The organism is Simiduia litorea, assembly GCF_042853465.1.
In the GTDB taxonomy this organism is placed as follows: domain Bacteria; phylum Pseudomonadota; class Gammaproteobacteria; order Pseudomonadales; family Cellvibrionaceae; genus Simiduia; species Simiduia litorea.
The window spans coordinates 904,618-921,772 of the sequence record NZ_AP031497.1 but is presented as its reverse complement, the minus strand read 5'-3'; the positions used below and the strand labels follow the sequence as shown (position 1 = coordinate 921,772).

The following is a 17,155-nucleotide window of genomic DNA, read 5'->3' as shown; positions in this document are numbered from 1 at the left end:
CTTCGGTATCGACCGGGGCGAGCCACCTTTCTTTGATGGGCAAAGAAACATGACCCAAAGAAAGCCCACCCGACTGCATCGCCCTGCGGGAACCTGATTTTTCACCCACGTAGCGGCCGCTGCGCAACTCGCCATCATTACCGTTAGTTTAAAAACAAATCGTCGGGAACGATTTGATCCGCGTTTGCGCACGAAGTGACAGTCACATGGAGGTGACTGGGATAATCAGGCGACTGCGTAAAGGGGGTTAGATCAAGGGCTAAGAGCAAAGACAAAAACCCCTGTTGAGGGTCAAAGAATCTAACCTTTAACCCGACACGAATTTTCGTATCTTACTTTTACATCGGTGCTGTTAAGTCTTCTCTGAACAATACAGCTTCAAACCCCTGCGCTTGCACGGCGTCTTTAAATGCCTGATTGCAGTAGACGCTCATGCGGTCGTCAAAATCTGTTCGGAATACGGGCGCAGGGCCTAGTTTAGATTCATCAAACAGAAGTTCATCTACACCCATAATCACGCCGTCCATAATATGTTGCTGACTGGCCGAATCATCTACCGTGTTGTAAATCGTAGTTGCATTAAAGACATACCAAACCTCACCTTCAATACTTAGCGGTAGAAACTCACCGAAGGGCAGTAGCATTGACGCTAAAGCATCGTAAGCCTTAGGGCCAAATACCATATTGGTTTCCCAATCAGCGATGTCAGGCTGCTTACCATTGGCAGTTTCATCGAAGGTATTAATAAAGCTGGCGGACATTGGTTGCCATATGGAGCTAACAGACTCTCCTCTTGGGTAAAGTGGCTTGCCTAATTTCGCCCACATCTCTTCGTTCGTGATGTTTATAGACAAGTAGCTCTTAAACCGATAACGGAGTTTGTAGATGGTCATGTCACAAATCGTCCTCAACTGGCACCCATCGCCTTTTAAAATCATTAAAACTAAAAAAGAATGAGTCTCAATGAATTTACCACTTAGCATTTTGAAAATGGATTCTAATCGAATAACTGCTCTTAAGCTGAAACATCTGGTAGGTAAGCCTCGACGCCAATGAGACCCACGTACCTATTGCTATGTGATTACGACAGCGCGCGCTATATTGCTGCCTTTAGCTTTGGGAAGGACGCCCATGCAGGCTTTACATTTAGACGCAGAACAAAGATACGACAGCATTCGCAAAAGCGCGTTACGCGCAGTACAAAATGCACTTGCAGATAACAATACGTCAGACATCACGCTGCGGGTGATAGATCAAGCAGCATTAACCGCCTCAAAAGTATGGGAAACCTCTGCGATTCGTAGGGTCGATTGGGATTGGCTCGCTAGCTACCCAAGCTTTCGCTTCCGACACCCCAAGCGATTTGAACTGGCCATTTGGCAAGGTCCCCGCTTGATTAGTCTCTCGTTAGGCCGGCCGACTTATCACGGAACAGCAATGCGGCTAGATTTCGTCGAGTCTCAGCCTGTAGATCAAGGTAAAAGGCCCAAAACCTTCCGGCTTGTAACCGCTGCCCTGCAAGTTTATGCTGAACTGCTTGGCGCACGGGAAATTCGAATCATGAATCCCATCAACGACGCTGTGAAGCAGTACTACACCTCGTATGGTTTTACCTACCATCCCAAAGGTGATTTTCTCAGCAAGCTAATCTCGGAGGTTTAAATGACAAAAATTACAGACATTTCAACCAAGAGAAAGTCCAAACCTGAATCCTTGGAAGAAAAAGCTAAGCGTATACTCGAACAATATAACCATGACATGGACGACGAGCCGCAATACTCTGGCGACCCTAAAAACCTCAAGGAAGATTGCGATGACGAAACCGAATAACACGGACAATAAAAACCTGACGGAAGAAGCCAAACAGAAAACGCCACTTGCAAACGAGGTAGACCCAAAGGATGCATTTACAAAGGCGCACGCAATAGCGGGACGACTGTCAAAGCAGCTGGCAAAAGAAAGGAATTAAAGTTGCAGTATGATCGGTATCAACTTCTGTAGTGGGAGTATATTTCCTACTCTATCTAGGCATCAATTGATTAGATTTTTACTCTGGCGCTAAATAGACCTAATGGTTAACGCGAAAAGAGTGTTTTCAGTTCAAGCCAACTACAATGGTTACAAAAGTTTTAGTACTTTCAGACCCAAGCGTAACGCTACGCTGCAAAGGTAAGCCACTGAATTGGGCTACGGCACAGCCAATCGAAGTAGACGAAGATGATATCGATATACTAGAAGCTGATATTTCTCTAGCGAAATTTGGTTCATTTGTAATTTCTGAAAAATTACTTCAAGATGTTTTTCAAAAGTACGAAAGAAACTGTGAATTCTTACCACTCATAAGAGACGGAAAAAAGTATTTTGCCGTGAATGTAATTACGGTCATTGCCTGCCTAGATAGAAAAAGTAGCACATTCAATGAATACGGCGGCGTAACAAAAGCTATATTTGACATATCAAAAATACCTGCTGAAACTTTGTTTAAAATCAAAGAAGACAACTTCACGACTATTTTCTGCACTGAAGACATTCACAGCGCCGTCGTCGAAGCAAACATTACTGGAGCTGAGTTTGAAGAGTACCCAACTGTTTGATTTAAGCATGCGGGAAACTTACGGAGGATAGTAATATAGCCTTGCCTGCTTTCTATCGGAATACCTTTGTAATGAATCTAAGAACTCCGGTATCGACCGGGGCGAGTCACCTTTCTTTGATGGGCAAAGAAAGGTGACTCAAAGAAAGCCCACCCGACTGCGTCGCTTTACGGGAACTGATTTTTTATCTGCATCTGACTCCGATTTTTTTCAAGCCGATATGGCTTCCTTGTACACCCTATCAACCTCAGCGAACGTTATCATGCTCTCTAAGCGAGTTAAGGTTGTGAGTTTCATTGAGTTTTTCATTGGGCGATGCGGTACGTTTGTCACCGGCGTTTGCAGCGAGAGCGGCTTGCCTAGCTCAAATAGATAATACAGATCAGTCTTTTCAGATTTTCTACCGGCTTGCTTTTCGGTAATGGCATAACGTGGTAGTACCGTCACGCGTTTAACCGGCCAAAGTTTGTCAATTTTCTTAGTTGAACTTTGGGTGTCTGAGGTAGACGCCAACGCTAAATAGCGAATTTCCTCGGCAATATGTTGTTTAAATTTTTGCAAAAACGTGCTTTGCGGCAGGTGATACCACCGCGCTGTACCTTGCTCAAATTTTTCAAAGTAGCCACTATCACGGCCACGTTGCCCACCCAATGCTACTGTCATCGTCAAATCAGGATACAGCACTTGGCTCATTCCGTAATACGGTATGCGAGCAGCCTCTTGTACGTAGAGCCTTTCCGCCATTCCGGTCACAGGATACATAGCCTCATTGCCTTGCCCTGTTTGTGTATTCCGCGCTGTACCAATTTGGGCTTGCAAGAACTCTAGCAACCACTGGTGACCGGAATAACCACTCCCAGTCTGGCTAGGATCAGTTTGACTGGACTCATTTTGGCTAGGCAACAGAGCAAACGCGCCAATACCCACTTCTTCTATAGCGGCTGCATAAGGGTTGGGTTTTGTAGCTTGGTCAAAAAAACCAGGGTATAAAGCAAACGCACCAAAAACAGGGCGACTTTTCTTAGGGGATTGGCCAGCGTTTCCACTTGGTGGAGACTCAGACAAGCGTGACTCTGATAAACGAATCAGAGCATCACGATAACGGTGCATTTGGTTGATGGCATCGTCTGGCACGTAATCAGTACTTTCAATATCTTCGCTGTTATCATCAAAGCGGTTTTTATCGGTTTTAATGCGGTATTTGGCATCAAACAACCAAATGAACTGCTTCTCTTCTGTCGAGCCTGAGTCGGAGCTTGCGCTCTTAGGTAATGTCACTTCCAACACAATATCCGGTTCTTGGTTAACCAAGTACGAGCGGATTGATTTTCCTTGTTTGGTAAATTTAGGCTCGTGTGCCAGCCTAGCGGTCACGCCATCGCTGCGTTTTAAACGAAAGGCACCGGCAAACCCATCTTTAAGTTGATACTCAAAAAAGTCATTTTGGGCGAGTTTCGTCGCACCGTTTTCCACCAATTCAAAGCCGAGATCCTGCTCTAAAATCTGTTTCAAACACAAAAAGCACCACACCTCATAAATCTCAGCCACTGACTTCATCGAAATGCTCGACTGATTGCCAAACACATCCAAATAAAATTTCAGCTCCTGCCAAATACGATACACCGCGCTGTAACCGGTTTTTTGCTGTAGCACTAACGACTCACGGCTTAACCCTGTGTATGCGCCAACCTCTTTTAAAAAACTTTGGCCCAACACTTTTTGCAGCGGCTGTTGCCAACTATGTAGCTCATTTAAAAATGAATCCGACAACCGTTGCCGTTCTGGCGCTTGGTTACTTTGCCTAACCTTTTGTTCAAACTCCGCTATTTGTCGCTTGCTTTTACTAACCGCCATTTTTATAAAGCGATTTTCTGGGGTATCCTCACTCAGTTGCTTTTTTTCGACCGCGTAGCGTTTATCGTACTGGCCATTTGCAAAGTCTTGCTTAACTTGCTCTGCCAACTTATGTGGCAAGCGGCCTTTTAATTTAGCAGCTTTAATATTGGCCACTGTGGGTTGCAAGCGGCTATGTGGTGCGGCACAAATCACTTTTAAGCCTTGCTCAAAACGCACCCGTAACGTGGAAAAATTAGCCAACCACATCAGTGGAAAATGCCCGCGATGCTGGCTAGTCGCTGCGTTTTGTTCAGTTTTTTCTACCAAACTAAAGCGCCAAAGTGGGTAAACTTTGTCGATGACTTGGTACATGGCGGGCAAGTCTTGGTGCAGTGCCATTTTGGTTGGCAGTACTTCAAACGCAATGTTCTGAGTCTGTATTTTGCCATTAAGCTCAAAAGTGAGTGGCAAACGTAACCACCCCACATCATTGCCAGTATTGATGGTGCCGGTTAAACGCGCACTTAAGCCGTCTTCACTGGGAGTAAATATAAATGCGTCACAAACAGCTTTATAACGGTGATTTAGGCTAGCCCATTGTACTTTTTTAAGAAAAATCCACTCTACTTGATACAGCGTGTTCTCAAAAAAAATAGGGAAGTCTAAACTGACTTGATCAGTGTGGTTAAGGTTTTCTACCGCATTCAAAAATGAGTATGAGCCATCGACAAAGCCTCTCGGTGGCTCGCTAAGTTTTATTACAGGAGCAACTCTTACAAGAACATTAGAATTAGTGCACTGGCGAGTAAGCAAAGTTTTGCTTAAGGTGCGGCTTCGGCCTTCAACCGACGCGGCTTTGACGGTGAATAAAAATTCGTCTGTTTTTAGCCTTAATAATTCTGGCATGCGCTCCCCCTCCCTGAGGCCAATTGTTTAAGGCCAGAAACTGGTGAAAGTGGCACTGGCTAATCGATCGCTCATCCACTGTAATTTAGCTTTTGAACGACAAGGAATGCGAAGTACTTTTTCCTCATCAGTAGCACCATCGGCCACGATTTTCTCGCGATACAAGTCAGGGCGCTGATTCGCTTCGCCCGTTTCAGACGCTAACCAAATGGGGGCTAACTGGTCTGCTAGCACAGTGTTGAGTTCGACCAACAAGACCTTACTATCGGATGTGGTGAGTTTATCGGCATCGCCTTCGATTCGCGGCAGAATCTTGCACATCATAAAATCGTCCCACACCGCTTTTAAAGTCAAGTCATCTTGGGGTTGACTACTGGCAACCGCGAGGAACAGTTCATTGAGCGCGCGAAACGCCAACTCAAACGGTGTATTTTTTAGTACTGTATTGACGGCCGATAAAAACGCAACAGTTTTAGTGCCATCAACATCAAAGGTGTTGGTTAAGTCTGTTTTGCTGGCGTTTGACCAAATAGGATAGCTAAGGCGCTTATTGCAACTGGTCGGAGTGAAAAAGTCGTTATAGTCGTTCGGGAAAAACGCGCCAAAATCAAAGCTCAGTGCACGGTCAATCACTTTGCGCGAAAAGCCATGCGTGGTTTCATCCATATTCACCGTGCCCGCGACCAGCAGGTTAAACGGAATACCTAAACCATATTGGCAAATATGTGCCCACAGCTCATCGTATTGCGCGCCATCAAAGCCGAGCGCTTCGCGTAGCTTTTCTTTTTCAGCGACTTCTCTAATGGTGGCGGGTTTTAATAGCGCATCACTGCCGTAGGTAAACCTGTTATCAGTCCAGCGCCATTCGCGGGTTTCCAGTACCGATAAATAATCAGCAAAATACTGTTCAACAGGGGCAAGGTTCATTTCATCCAAACATAACCAGTAAGGCAGTACCTTATCTAATTCATCACGTTCACCTGCTACAACTAATCGCTTGCCTTGGTCTTCGCTATCTTCAACTTCAACGGTTAAGCCACTAGCAGCAATCCCACGCCAGGCTTTGGCGATAAACTGCAATACATCAGTAGTGATATATTCGGCTTTTCCGTCTTTTGCTAGGCGAGAAATATAACCCAGCAAATCACTCGGCTCATGCCAATCGGGGCGCACCGAGGTTAAACAATAGGTTTCCGCAAACTGCCCAGAGGTTTTTGCTTGTTCACGTACAAAACGGGTTTTACCTGTGCCTGAGATACCAGCGAGAAGGAGGAAGGGCTTGGATAAATACTCTCTCAAGCCAACGCTATTTGTTGTGCTAGTAAGAACATAACCATCCTCTTTTTTTACTATCTTCAAATTTTGATAAATAGAATTAAATATCGATGAAAAAACCCCTAAGTCACGACTATTTTTTGAATCACCGTTATTATCAGCCCACTGATTCGTTAAATACAACAACTGATGACCATTATTAAATGATTCATTGAAGTATCGAATATTGCTACCTGATGTCAGCTCAGAATCTTCCAAGCGGGTTTCAGAAACCAAAAACAATCTGTATATTTTTTTATTCCCTTTGACAAGCTCTAGATATTTCTTACCTAAATCGGTTTCAATTTCTACCAAAAAAGAGGACAAAGGACCACTAAGGTTTTCACGATATAAGTATTGAAAAACTTCTTTCACAAAAGATCTAATTGTTTCTGATTTTAAAATCTCTTGTCCATTTGTATCAGTATGTGATGATTTTAGCTTATTCACGAATATGGGTTTAAATGAATCTTTCAAAGCTGGATTTTCAGACATTTGCTTCGCTATTTCAGCTACTGCACTTTGAGTTTCTGCCAACAAATTACCAGCCTGCAACAATGGGGATACGTAATAATCATTGCGATCTATTGTTTTACCTCCTCCCCAACTTTTGTAATCCGATACGAATGACAAAAAACACTCAAGATCATTATTTGTATAACCATTTGAATTGAAATAATTTTCAATCTTGTTTTTTTCTTGTTCGGCAACGCCATCTCTTAGAGCTACGGCAGCCTTTTGAAGATCTGTGTCTTTATATATTTCTTTGAAAATATCCTTTTGTTGTGATAGCCCACTTAAATAATTAGAAAGCTCTGCAGCGATATAGAACCAAAAGTTAGTGATAAAAATAGCTTTGCCAGTTGAGGTTGTGATTTTGGTAGAAAACTCAGCAAATTCTACTTTTGAATAACCATTTGCCTTATTCTCATTGAGATAAAGCTCATATTCTTTTTTGAATTTTTCTGTTAGCTTAACATCAGTAAAGTTGACTCTTTCAACTGAGCTTCTGATTTCTCTAAACTTCTCACTTAAATCAATTAATGCCATCTATTATATTCCTAATTTTTTTAGCTAATCCATCAATCACATTAACAGTAACGCTATTTCCGAATTGTTTGTAAGCCTGTACTTTTGAAGCGCTAGGTTCAAATTCATCTGGAAAACCTTGCAAGCGAGCAGCCTCTCTTGGGCTAATCTTCCGAGGGTTTTTCCCAACCTGCTCAATCAACACTTCACTACCATCTTTGTAATATCGTGCTGAGATAGTATTCGTGTAAGGTGATTCTTCCGTAACCAAGCCAAAACCAAAGCCTTTGCCATTTTTTTTGTTTTCAATTTTTCTACGTTGGTGCCCTTCCCACAACCTATCTGAAATAGTTAATTTAGGATCTGGGTTTTCCTCAAGCTTATCACCAACTTTAACTTCAATGCCTAGTGGTTTTGGGTACTCAAAATTTTCAACTTCGCCATCACGCCATAAAACGATGTATATGCGCTGTCTATTCTGCGGTATTCCAAAGTCCACTGATTTAAGGACCATTTCTTTGGCTAGGGTTTGAATTTGTTTTGTAGAACCATGCTCAATAACAGTTTTAGGAATATTACAGCTATATCCCATTTTGGTTAGAGTTTTTAAAATAACCTTGAGCGTATAGCCTTTATCATGGCTAATTAAACCTTTCACATTTTCAAGCAGTGCAAACTTAGGCTTTTTCGTTTCTAGGATATTGGCTATGTCATGAAATAGAGTGCCACGGGTATCTTCAATCCCTAGTTTAAGGCCTGCATGCGAAAATGGTTGGCATGGGAAGCCAGCCAAAAGAACGTCGTGATCAGGGATATCATTTGCAGGAATCTTTGTAATATCACCAAATGGAACCTCGCCATGATTATTTTTGTAGGTTTGCTGAGCATGCTTATCAAATTCGGAAGAAAATACACAAACGCCGCCGTTTTGTTGAAAACCGAGTCGGACCCCACCGATCCCTGCAAATAAATCTATAAAGCGGAAACTTGGCTCTCGCTCCGGCTTTAGTGTTAGGTCGCCAAAAATCTGTCCATAGAAATCAGCCCTATTGCGATACAGCTTGTGTCGCTTAAGCACCTTTAACACGCTTTGCTTTAATTCTGCTGGATTAGCAACAGCTACATTGCAAAATAATTGGCTTTTAGTGGCAATTGCATGTAACCACTGATCAACAGTCGCGTCATCTAATGAACCTTCAGGGGTATGGTTACTCGCAAGAGCTAACAACTCCGCTCTCGCATTATCAAATTTTTCGCTGTGTGACATTATTTCTACTTCAAAATTTAGATTATTTGTGTGGCTTGATGTAACGGTGAACGCACGACTTAATACCCTAACTATGAAACCGGCGCTTCCCTCACGCGGACCGGACACTGTCTATTCATACATGCTTTGGCATAGTATCACTCAATTCAATTAGAGCAAGCCTCGGGACTTTAATACCTTAGAGCGTTAAATGCATTAGCCCTTACTTGGAGCAACCCAAGTGAATTGCTAAGGCTGCATTGGCGGACAACATCCAAATGCCTAGACTGACTTAGAAGCAATCACTCTGTATACATTTTAGCCGCCTGCGTTACCCATTCGAATCGGCGTTTCGCCTTAACCTCCACCTATGTTGATATCCATGGGTTAGCAAGTATATGGCGCCTTTGATCTTCCCCCACCCCGTTTCGTAGCGCCCATTCAAAGTTTCCCAGTTTGGGGCGGGGCGGCCATCCGCAGGACGGCCCATTAGCAGCTCCATGGCTCCTGCCATCACTGCATTAGTGCATACCCTCAAGGGGCACCGAGGTCCATGCACATCAGCGACTATTACCGCGCCCGGTTTGATTAAAGATCTGTTTTTGCTCTACTTCTCCCCGTTTCGTAGCGCCCATTCAAAGTTTCACATTTTGGGGTTAATTGGGAACGACGCCCAATTAAGCGACGATCAGGCAGGGACGCCTGTTTTCGCGGCCCCTAAATGGGGTACTTTGACTGGATAAGCGTGGAGTTGGGGCGATTTTTGGTTACTTTTGTTCGCACAAAAGTGACAAAGAGAACTCAAAAATAATTGCCTCCCTCCATGGGACTACAATCCGCTGGATCTCGATGCCGCTCGACCGGTCCGACGCTTCGGGTACGCCTGTTTTCGCGGCCCCTAAATGGGGTGTTTTGAATGGAACAGCGCGGAGTCTGGGGCGATATTACCGCTCCCTATGGTCACTCGCATTTTCATGCGTGGTCTCCGCGACGCTCCGGCTGGGTTACTTTTGTTCGCACAAAAGTGACAAAGAAAACTCACGAATATTCAATCTCTATCCGTGGCACGGCCATCTGCAGGATCTCGATGTCGCTTGACCGGTCCGACGCTTCGGGTACGCCTGTTTTCGCGGCCCCTAAATGGGATGCTTTGACTGGATTAGCACGTAGTCTGGGGCGATATTACCGCACCCTGCGGTCACTCGCATATTCATGCGTGGTCTCCGCTGCGCTTCGGCTGGTTACTTTTGTTCGCACAAAAAGTGACAAGAAATACTTTTACGTCATTCACAATGAACCCTTGCACAGACCAGGATTCAAAAAGTGTTTTGCAAACCGCAAGGGTTTCGCTACTTGAGCTGCCGATGCGGGTCTTGGCGGCCGTGGAGCACCCGTATAATTTCAATGTGTGTAGCGGTAATGCGGTAAAACAGGGTATGGCTTTGAACAGGAAGGCTTCGGGTGTGCGGCAGGAGTTCGGGGCGTTCCACCCCCATGAGTGGCTGTTCTGTGAGCATCCAAAGTTGATCTTTTAACACGTTCAGATAGCTGTCGGATTGCGCTTTGCCCCATTGGTGAAGCCCAAAATCATAGATACTTTTTAAGTCTTCTTTTGCGACGGGTGATATTAACAACGAATAAACGTGCACTGCTGGCTAGCGCTGAATGTCGTCGAACAGTATATCCAACGCGGCTTTTGACGCGATGCTTATCCCTTCACCACGGTTTAGTTGATCTGCACCAACCTGAAGTTGCTCCCGCAAACGCTCCAGCTTTACTTCGCGAATCCAATCTTCGTGGGTCTCCATAAAGCGTAGGGCTTCGCGGATGACCTCACTGGCATTGTTGTACAAACCCGTTTCAACTTTGGCTTTAACACGAGACTCTAGTTCGGCTGTTAGTGAGATATGCATGATGCCTCCAAGGGTCGATATTGCTTCAAGAGAGGCTAGGCAGAAATACAAAGATTGTCAATCTTTGTATTATCGTTGCCATTAAGGGCAGCGCTAAGACTAAACGGGCCCTGGGGTGATTATTACCGCTTCCTTTGGTCACTCGCATTTCCTACATGTCGATGCCATCGACCTGTCAAAGCGATATGTTTACATTTTCTTAAAAAATCGACATATCCAGAGCGATATGACGCTATTGTGTACTTCTTGAGCTTATTGGTGAGCCGAATATAGGCGCTATTTGGCTCACTGAATGAGCCGAATAAAAGCGACTATTCGGCTCAAACGCCAATCGGTTAGCCAGCTTAATAGAAAATGCCTCACGCCCAGCACTGAAGAAATGGCGAACCGCGACTGGGGACCGTCTAAATCACCCTACATAGCCCCACTATTTACGTTATACCAACTATTGGTTTACAAAAACCATATTATGGTTAATATATACCAATAGTTGGTATATACGGTATCAGGCGATGTTTGTACTCAAAGGTATATTGCGGGCAGAGAGCCAGGAGAAGATCTTGATCTACTTACTGTTACGCGAAAGAGGCTACGGTAAGGCGATTGCAGAATTCTATAGTTCCTCCCAAAACGCGATTCAAAAACAGCTTATCCGTATGGAGGAAGATGGCGTGGTGGTAAGCCGTGCTATTGGGAAATTACAAGAGTACGAGCTGAACCCCCGCTATCCATTCTTAGTGCAGCTAACGGCGCTCATAAGAAAAGCTATTGAGGCCTACCCTCAAGACTTAATCACAAAACTCACGATGACTCGAAACAGACCCCGCAAAGCAGAGAAGCCTGTGGTGTATGCCGATGAAAAATCGTTAAAAGTACCGCGCAGTAAAACTACAAAACAAACCAAGTTAACGCTATGACAGATATCTCGCAATTTTCAATGCTTCAGCTCGCCGGCCATATTGCGCAGCACTTAAAAGCGAGAAATATCGACGTTGTTTTAGTGGGCGGGTTAGCCGTGGCCTGCTATACAGATAACCGCTATCTAACCAAAGATATCGACATGGTAGATATTTCTTACCAATCACCAAGCGCCCTACAAAGGGCCATGAAAGCATTAGGGTTTCAGAAAAAGGGTAGAGTTTATGTGAGTGACAAGACCGACATTGTTGTCGAATTTCCTTCTGCGCCACTGTCAGTTGGCGATGAGTTCATTACAAAGCATACCGAATTTAAAACAGAACAAGGCGCAATACCGATCTTGCTTGCTCTCGATGTAGTTAAAGACCGGCTTGCAGCCTATTTCCATTGGCAAGACAAGCAATCACTGGTTCAGGCGCTATGCATCATGCTTTGTCACAAGATTAGCCCGAATGAAATAAGGGTTTTCTGCATAAAAGAAAGCTGACAGGAAGCTTTCCTAAAAATAGCCAGTTACCATGACAGACTTAAAAAGGACGGCATTTTAGAGATGGTCGATATAGAGCGGTTTGTGATTGCAAACTTAAATACGTGACCGACACACTAGGCGCGGTACCGAACGTTAAGTGGCTTGCAGTACCATTGCTCGTTGCCTGCGGCCAACTTTCTGTAACCAACCCCCTAGCAATTGAAAACCATCTGGCGGCTTGCGGCTTAAGACTAATAAGCGCCCCCCTTATCACTGCACCTAAACCCCAAACCCATTACCTATCACCTTCCCACCATCTCTCTTTATAGCTCCCGCCTAAACCAACTAGGCTTCTCTATCGCTTTGATATAGCGCCGAGAATGTTTGTGTGTAGCCAACATCGCCGGCACTTCGGTGGTGAGTTCGAAACCGAATTGCTTGGGCAGTGTGGTGTACATGGAGCGTGGTGGTGCACCGCCGACGCGCTTGAGTTTTATGCCGGTGTCGAAACTGTGGTAGTAAACCGTGTTGATTCCCAAGTCATCTTTTATGAAGCGGATGGCAGCCAGCATGGCGGCCTCAGACCAAAGCGCGCGGTAGGGTTGCAGCTCTGTCTCGACATAAGTGACGAGGTCTTCGTAACTGCCATTAATCGTGCGAATCACGTCCTGCGGTTTGGCCTGCGGGCTGCGGGTGCGGCGGCGGTTTATTCGGTCTAGCACGCCTTTCGCTTTGCGAAGCCAATCGTTCTGAATTTCTTCTATGAGTACTTCACCGGTTGTAAAGTCAATATCTAGGCGCACCCAGGCCAGGGTTTTCCGGCCTTGTTTATGTATAGGGTGGCCGTAGAATTCGAACGGGCCGTAATCGTTTGCGGGGTTAACGAGACGATGATAGCGAGCGTTATGGCCGCTATCGAAATTCAGTTGCAACACTAGGTTGCATTGGTTGCGCGAGGTTTGATCCCAGCCCCTATCGCCCTCTCCCCAGCGCGCCAAGGTGATGGACAAAGGCAAGGTTTGCACCGGCTCCACTGGGCCAAAGCTGTTTATGTCTAACACGCCGGCGCCACAGTGTTTTAAGGCATTGGCCAGAATTGGCTTTTGCAGGTAACGCGCCAAAGACCCGGCTTTTAATTGCGACACGCTGACTTGCGCCATTTGTTGGCGCTGTAGCGCTAACACTAACAAGTCAAAACAATAGCGATCTTTAAAATAGCGAAATATCCGGCGCTCATCGCCGAGACAGGCAATAACTTCTTCTACGTCTTGTAATTTCATGTTCTGTTATCCACATGTTTTCTATTAGCTGTCGCCAGCGTGCGAACACGTCTGGCAGACATTGGTTTTCCCAAAAATTTTGTTTGTTACATTGGCAAATCATGGTCATCGTTTTCTCCTGCTACCTTTTTGAAGGTTAATTAAAAACCCGTTAATGCTTTTCAACGAAATCAGCGCCGCAAAAAACTTTTACGGCGTTACCCCGCTCTAGTTGATAATGCCCCAGCCGATTCGCTGCCACTTGTTGTTGAGCAGCGGCCTGCTCAACCGCATTCAATTGCAGCTGTAAACGCTCCAATGCTATGCGGCGGTTACGATGCTGTGACCGATCAGATTCCACCCGCAGCTTTATTCCCGTAGGCAAATGCGTAGCCCACACGGCACTGCTGGTTTTATTCACGTGCTGCCCACCCGGCCCACCCGAGCGCGTGGCCTCGAATCGCACGTCTTTTTCCAATTGCGCAAGTGAAGCCTGGGTAAGCTCGCTGCATTCAACACACTGCACGGCCACAAACCAATTGGTGCGCTTATGACCCACCCTGAACGGACTTTCACCCTGCCATTTTACCGAGCCCTGCCACTGCTCAGCTAAAGCCTGGGCACCCGCACCAGACAGGCTAATAAGCGCCGACTTATAGCTGGCCACTTCGGGCGTTAACACATTTTGTCTTAACGCATTTTTGTCAAAGGCACGCACTTCCAATTGGGTAGCGCACACCTTTTGCTGAGCGGCCGCCGCCAGTAGTTGCTTGGTAACTTTCGCCACTACCCAGCCACATTCTCTGGGGCCTTGTCCTGCACTAATTTGCAGGTAGATTTTTTTATCTGGCTTTTTTAGATCTGCATTTAGCATTGTGAATTCCTCATGGTTTTGTAGGTCAGCACAGGTTTGAAACTGGCCACAAGGTCTATCAAGCCCGCGGCCACCAAATCTGCTACCACCCGATCAATATTTTTATACGCTTGCGGTGCCTCTTCAAACAACAAGTCCCGCTGTTTGCAAATCACTCGGCTGCCGTAGACTGTCGATTCCAAGTCTTTCACCTGCATGTGTTTAAGTAATCGCGCCTTGCAATCACTGCGTTTCCATTTTCTACCGGCGCCGTGCGCCACGGAAAAACCGCCCTGTGCCAAAGCCGCTAAATTTTGCGACCGAGGTTGTACTAGGTAACTCAAGCTGCCGCGCGATCCAGGGATCATCACCAGCCCCTCCGTAGAAGGGCTAGCGCCTTTGCGGTGCAGCCAATAACGCTGCCCTGCCTGTACATCCAATTGCAGGCATATCGCCTCCTCATGACGCAAGGGCCGCACATGGTTGTGAGATACGTCGAGCAACGGCCGCAACCCTAAACGCAACGCGCTGCCGATGCGCTGAGCAATCAAGGCGCGGTTTGCAACAGCCCAGGCATCGGCAAAATCATGCTGCTGCATATAAGCCTGCTATTGCCCAGCTAACAAACCCGCACTGCCGAAAGCTTCAATATGCTGCGTTAAAATATCCTGACCCAAGCCGCGGGACCCGCTGTGCGCCAATAACACCACACTATTTTTATCGAGACCGCACGCCGCCAACGCTGCCGCATCAAACACCTGCTGTACCGCTTGCACTTCGGCAAAGTGATTACCGCCGCCGATGCTGCCCAGCTTTTGGTTTTGCTGTTGCGTTGCCTGTGAGCCATCCAAGCCAAAGGTTTTAAGCCAGGCAGCAGCATCGCCACACCAAACATCATCCAACCACTTAAGCTTGCGCTCCCACTGCGCAGCATTAATTTTGTGTGCGCGCACATCGAGCTGCCAAAGGTCCATGCCACAACCAATATCACTGCCGCACCAAGTGCGGATACACCACACCGCGCGAGACAAACGCCGCGCCGATAGGATGACCTTTGCCAGGGTGTAAATCCGGTAGCCCGAAGGCCGCACACATACCCGGTAACTCAGCAACGCGCTGCAATTGATCTAGCGCATCAGTTTCTAACCAATTGTCTTTTGAAATAATCAACCGCACAGGCACACACTTGTTAGACGCCGGCAGCACAACCATTTCACTATCTTTTAAATTGCCCATTTCTTTTTCCTTGCGGGCGATCGCTGATTTTTGAAACAGAGATCCCCCTGACCACCCCATTAGCGGGCGGCCATAAATTTTTAATAGAGCGATGCCCTACGCCAAAGCGCAGTACTACGCGATAAAAATGTTGGGGCAAAATGATGCCAAGCCAGCGTTAGATTAAAACGCTCGCATTAACTTTTTTAGGCTGGTATCTGTATGCCCTGAAACGGGCAAAGAATCACTTACTTGAAGTAAGCTTTAACAGCGAAGCCCAACATCTTGGAATTTTCTATTTGGTAAAACATATTGAGCCTCCTTTGAAAGGGTGTTTAAGATTATTAAGTTGATATAAAACCAACAGGCGCGCACTTTAAATCGTAACTTCTGTTTTAGCAAGCCTATTTTTCGAACAAGTACTGAGATAACACTTTCGCTAAGGCGCTGGAAATGTATTTGAACTAAACACACACTATTCCACAAGTCGTCACACCTTAGCCAAACATCAACCAGTATGGATCGGAAAGTTGATCCCAGCGCAACAAATCAACCTTACATTGTTGTCGTGAATGTGAAAGCCCACGGGTGAAATCCAAGCGAGAAGTTAAAAATGGTGAGTGAGCGTGAGAGAAACAAACCGTAAACAACAGATGTAACGTCGAAAAAGTTAGGAGCTATTGGCCAAATTAGCAATCGCCGCCGCGTCTAGGCTGAACAGTCGCCAGTGCTCATTGTCCACGGCACCTTGCGCCTTATAAAACCTCGCGGCCGGTTCATTACTCGCCAACACATCCCAACGTATCTTTCGCCCGCCGGCGTTTTGGCATTCGCGCGCTAAAGACGCCAGGAGTTTTTTGCCCACCCCTAAATTGCGCAGGTGCGGCTCAACAAACAACTCCTTCATGTACAACCATGGCGTTAAGTCGTAGGAAAACGGTAGGGAGTAATACACCAACATACCCACCGCTGAGCCATTCACGTCTGCTACCAACACACTAAAGTCGCGCTGTATAAATAGCCGCTGCTCAAGCGCCTCAAGGGTAACGGCAAAATCATCGGCGTAACCTTCGAATGCCGCGAGCGAGCCCATCATGCTGAGTATGCGCGGGCCATCCTCGGCCAGCGCAGGCCTGACAGTAACTAGCCGATGATCAGGCATTGACGCCAGACACCAAGCTAAAACCTTCATCAAGCCAACCAGTCACACCGCCGATCATTTTTTTAACAGGCCGCTTCAGTGTGGCCAACTTTATGGCGGCTTTTTCCGTTGCGTTACAGTGCGGCCCTGCGCAATAGACGACGAACAAGGTATCGGCTGGGTAGTTCGCCAACGCCTGCTCGTTGAGGCGCGAATGCGGCAGGTTAATGGCGCCATCAATATGACCGACGCCAAAGGCCTCCTCGCCGCGCACATCGAGCAAGACAAAATCCTTGCGGTTATTACTGATGGCGTGGTGAACATCCCAGCAGTCGGTTTCGAATTGCAACAACGCTTGAAAATGCGCCAGCGCTGCCTCGCTATTAGCGGCCAATGGCCTAGATACTACCGATGACATAAACACCTCCTTGGGTTTGATAAGGGGCCATTATTGACGTTTGG

At 46.2% G+C, this 17,155-nt stretch carries 16 protein-coding genes and 1 pseudogene; 5 read left to right on the top strand and 12 right to left on the bottom strand.

Annotated features, from left to right (window positions below; genetic code table 11):
- Positions 1-338 precede the first annotated feature (338 nt).
- The gene (locus tag ACGHTT_RS04060; RefSeq protein WP_390593682.1) at positions 339-893 is read right to left on the bottom strand and encodes an imm11 family protein; all 555 of its coding nucleotides are present in this window, start codon (positions 891-893) and stop codon (positions 339-341) included.
- Between the two features lie 238 nt (positions 894-1,131).
- Between ACGHTT_RS04060 and ACGHTT_RS04055 the strand changes: the two genes are divergently transcribed.
- The 3 genes from ACGHTT_RS04055 to ACGHTT_RS04045 all read left to right on the top strand — a co-directional run bounded on the left by ACGHTT_RS04055 (position 1,132) and on the right by ACGHTT_RS04045 (position 2,594).
- Positions 1,132-1,662 (top strand): hypothetical protein, encoded by a 531-nt coding sequence (locus ACGHTT_RS04055; RefSeq protein ID WP_390593680.1) that lies wholly within the window; start codon positions 1,132-1,134, stop codon positions 1,660-1,662.
- Positions 1,663-1,830 (top strand): hypothetical protein, encoded by a 168-nt coding sequence (locus ACGHTT_RS04050; RefSeq protein WP_390593679.1) that lies wholly within the window; start codon positions 1,663-1,665, stop codon positions 1,828-1,830. It begins immediately after the preceding gene.
- 284 nt (positions 1,831-2,114) lie between these two features.
- A complete protein-coding gene (locus ACGHTT_RS04045) occupies positions 2,115-2,594 on the top strand; it encodes an imm11 family protein (protein ID WP_390593678.1) in 480 nt (159 codons plus the stop codon).
- Positions 2,595-2,804: 210 nt separating this feature from the next.
- Here ACGHTT_RS04045 and ACGHTT_RS04040 read toward each other — a convergent pair whose 3' ends face one another.
- The 5 genes from ACGHTT_RS04040 to ACGHTT_RS04020 form a co-directional block, all read right to left on the bottom strand.
- A complete protein-coding gene (locus ACGHTT_RS04040) occupies positions 2,805-5,336 on the bottom strand; it encodes a DUF2357 domain-containing protein (RefSeq protein ID WP_390593676.1) in 2,532 nt (843 codons plus the stop codon).
- 27 nt (positions 5,337-5,363) lie between these two features.
- Positions 5,364-7,700 carry an McrB family protein gene (locus ACGHTT_RS04035; RefSeq protein WP_390593675.1) on the bottom strand — a complete coding sequence of 779 codons (2,337 nt, stop codon included), beginning with the start codon at positions 7,698-7,700 and terminating at the stop codon, positions 5,364-5,366.
- Positions 7,687-8,946 (bottom strand): DNA cytosine methyltransferase, encoded by a 1,260-nt coding sequence (locus ACGHTT_RS04030; RefSeq protein WP_390593674.1) that lies wholly within the window; start codon positions 8,944-8,946, stop codon positions 7,687-7,689. The genes ACGHTT_RS04035 and ACGHTT_RS04030 overlap by 14 nt, the downstream gene beginning before the upstream one ends.
- 1,328 nt (positions 8,947-10,274) lie before the next feature.
- Positions 10,275-10,559, bottom strand: a complete 285-nt coding sequence (locus ACGHTT_RS04025; RefSeq protein WP_390593672.1) for a type II toxin-antitoxin system RelE/ParE family toxin — start codon at positions 10,557-10,559, stop codon at positions 10,275-10,277.
- A gap of 21 nt (positions 10,560-10,580) precedes the next feature.
- Positions 10,581-10,838: a type II toxin-antitoxin system ParD family antitoxin gene (locus tag ACGHTT_RS04020; RefSeq protein WP_390593671.1), complete on the bottom strand. Its 258-nt coding sequence runs from the start codon at positions 10,836-10,838 to the stop codon at positions 10,581-10,583.
- 560 nt (positions 10,839-11,398) lie between these two features.
- Between ACGHTT_RS04020 and ACGHTT_RS04015 the strand changes: the two genes are divergently transcribed.
- Complete coding sequence (locus ACGHTT_RS04015; protein WP_390593670.1) at positions 11,399-11,755, top strand: winged helix-turn-helix domain-containing protein; 357 nt, start codon at positions 11,399-11,401, stop codon at positions 11,753-11,755.
- Positions 11,752-12,243, top strand: a complete 492-nt coding sequence (locus tag ACGHTT_RS04010; protein ID WP_390593669.1) for a hypothetical protein — start codon at positions 11,752-11,754, stop codon at positions 12,241-12,243. Before ACGHTT_RS04015 ends, ACGHTT_RS04010 begins: the two co-directional genes overlap by 4 nt.
- A gap of 305 nt (positions 12,244-12,548) precedes the next feature.
- Here ACGHTT_RS04010 and ACGHTT_RS04005 read toward each other — a convergent pair whose 3' ends face one another.
- From ACGHTT_RS04005 to ACGHTT_RS03980, 6 genes and pseudogenes are all read right to left on the bottom strand, one after another.
- The gene (locus ACGHTT_RS04005) at positions 12,549-13,505 is read right to left on the bottom strand and encodes a hypothetical protein (RefSeq protein ID WP_390593668.1); all 957 of its coding nucleotides are present in this window, start codon (positions 13,503-13,505) and stop codon (positions 12,549-12,551) included.
- 151 nt (positions 13,506-13,656) lie between these two features.
- Positions 13,657-14,358 carry a peptide chain release factor H gene (gene prfH / locus ACGHTT_RS04000; RefSeq protein WP_390593667.1) on the bottom strand — a complete coding sequence of 234 codons (702 nt, stop codon included), beginning with the start codon at positions 14,356-14,358 and terminating at the stop codon, positions 13,657-13,659.
- A pseudogene (locus tag ACGHTT_RS03995) lies at positions 14,352-15,311 on the bottom strand (RNA ligase RtcB family protein). Before ACGHTT_RS03995 ends, prfH begins: the two are co-directional and overlap by 7 nt.
- Positions 15,312-15,324: 13 nt before the next feature.
- A complete protein-coding gene (locus tag ACGHTT_RS03990; protein WP_390593666.1) occupies positions 15,325-15,573 on the bottom strand; it encodes an RtcB family protein in 249 nt (82 codons plus the stop codon).
- Between the two features lie 649 nt (positions 15,574-16,222).
- Complete coding sequence (locus tag ACGHTT_RS03985; RefSeq protein ID WP_390593664.1) at positions 16,223-16,714, bottom strand: GNAT family N-acetyltransferase; 492 nt, start codon at positions 16,712-16,714, stop codon at positions 16,223-16,225.
- Entirely contained in the window at positions 16,707-17,111 is a 405-nt protein-coding gene (locus tag ACGHTT_RS03980) for a rhodanese-like domain-containing protein (RefSeq protein WP_390593663.1), read from the bottom strand. The genes ACGHTT_RS03985 and ACGHTT_RS03980 overlap by 8 nt, the downstream gene beginning before the upstream one ends.
- Positions 17,112-17,155: the final 44 nt, after the last annotated feature.

Bases quoted from the DNA above. Each gene is read 5' to 3' on its own strand.
- ACGHTT_RS04060 (WP_390593682.1), bottom strand. From the start codon at position 893: ATGACCATCTACAAACTCCGTTATCGGTTTAAGAGCTACTTGTCTATA.
- ACGHTT_RS04055 (WP_390593680.1), top strand. From the start codon at position 1,132: ATGCAGGCTTTACATTTAGACGCAGAACAAAGATACGACAGCATTCGC.
- ACGHTT_RS04050 (WP_390593679.1), top strand. From the start codon at position 1,663: ATGACAAAAATTACAGACATTTCAACCAAGAGAAAGTCCAAACCTGAA.
- ACGHTT_RS04045 (WP_390593678.1), top strand. From the start codon at position 2,115: ATGGTTACAAAAGTTTTAGTACTTTCAGACCCAAGCGTAACGCTACGC.
- ACGHTT_RS04040 (WP_390593676.1), bottom strand. From the start codon at position 5,336: ATGCCAGAATTATTAAGGCTAAAAACAGACGAATTTTTATTCACCGTC.
- ACGHTT_RS04035 (WP_390593675.1), bottom strand. From the start codon at position 7,700: ATGGCATTAATTGATTTAAGTGAGAAGTTTAGAGAAATCAGAAGCTCA.
- ACGHTT_RS04030 (WP_390593674.1), bottom strand. From the start codon at position 8,946: ATGTCACACAGCGAAAAATTTGATAATGCGAGAGCGGAGTTGTTAGCT.
- ACGHTT_RS04020 (WP_390593671.1), bottom strand. From the start codon at position 10,838: ATGCATATCTCACTAACAGCCGAACTAGAGTCTCGTGTTAAAGCCAAA.
- ACGHTT_RS04010 (WP_390593669.1), top strand. From the start codon at position 11,752: ATGACAGATATCTCGCAATTTTCAATGCTTCAGCTCGCCGGCCATATT.
- ACGHTT_RS04005 (WP_390593668.1), bottom strand. From the start codon at position 13,505: ATGAAATTACAAGACGTAGAAGAAGTTATTGCCTGTCTCGGCGATGAG.
- prfH (WP_390593667.1), bottom strand. From the start codon at position 14,358: ATGCTAAATGCAGATCTAAAAAAGCCAGATAAAAAAATCTACCTGCAA.
- ACGHTT_RS03990 (WP_390593666.1), bottom strand. From the start codon at position 15,573: ATGGGCAATTTAAAAGATAGTGAAATGGTTGTGCTGCCGGCGTCTAAC.
- ACGHTT_RS03985 (WP_390593664.1), bottom strand. From the start codon at position 16,714: ATGCCTGATCATCGGCTAGTTACTGTCAGGCCTGCGCTGGCCGAGGAT.
- ACGHTT_RS03980 (WP_390593663.1), bottom strand. From the start codon at position 17,111: ATGTCATCGGTAGTATCTAGGCCATTGGCCGCTAATAGCGAGGCAGCG.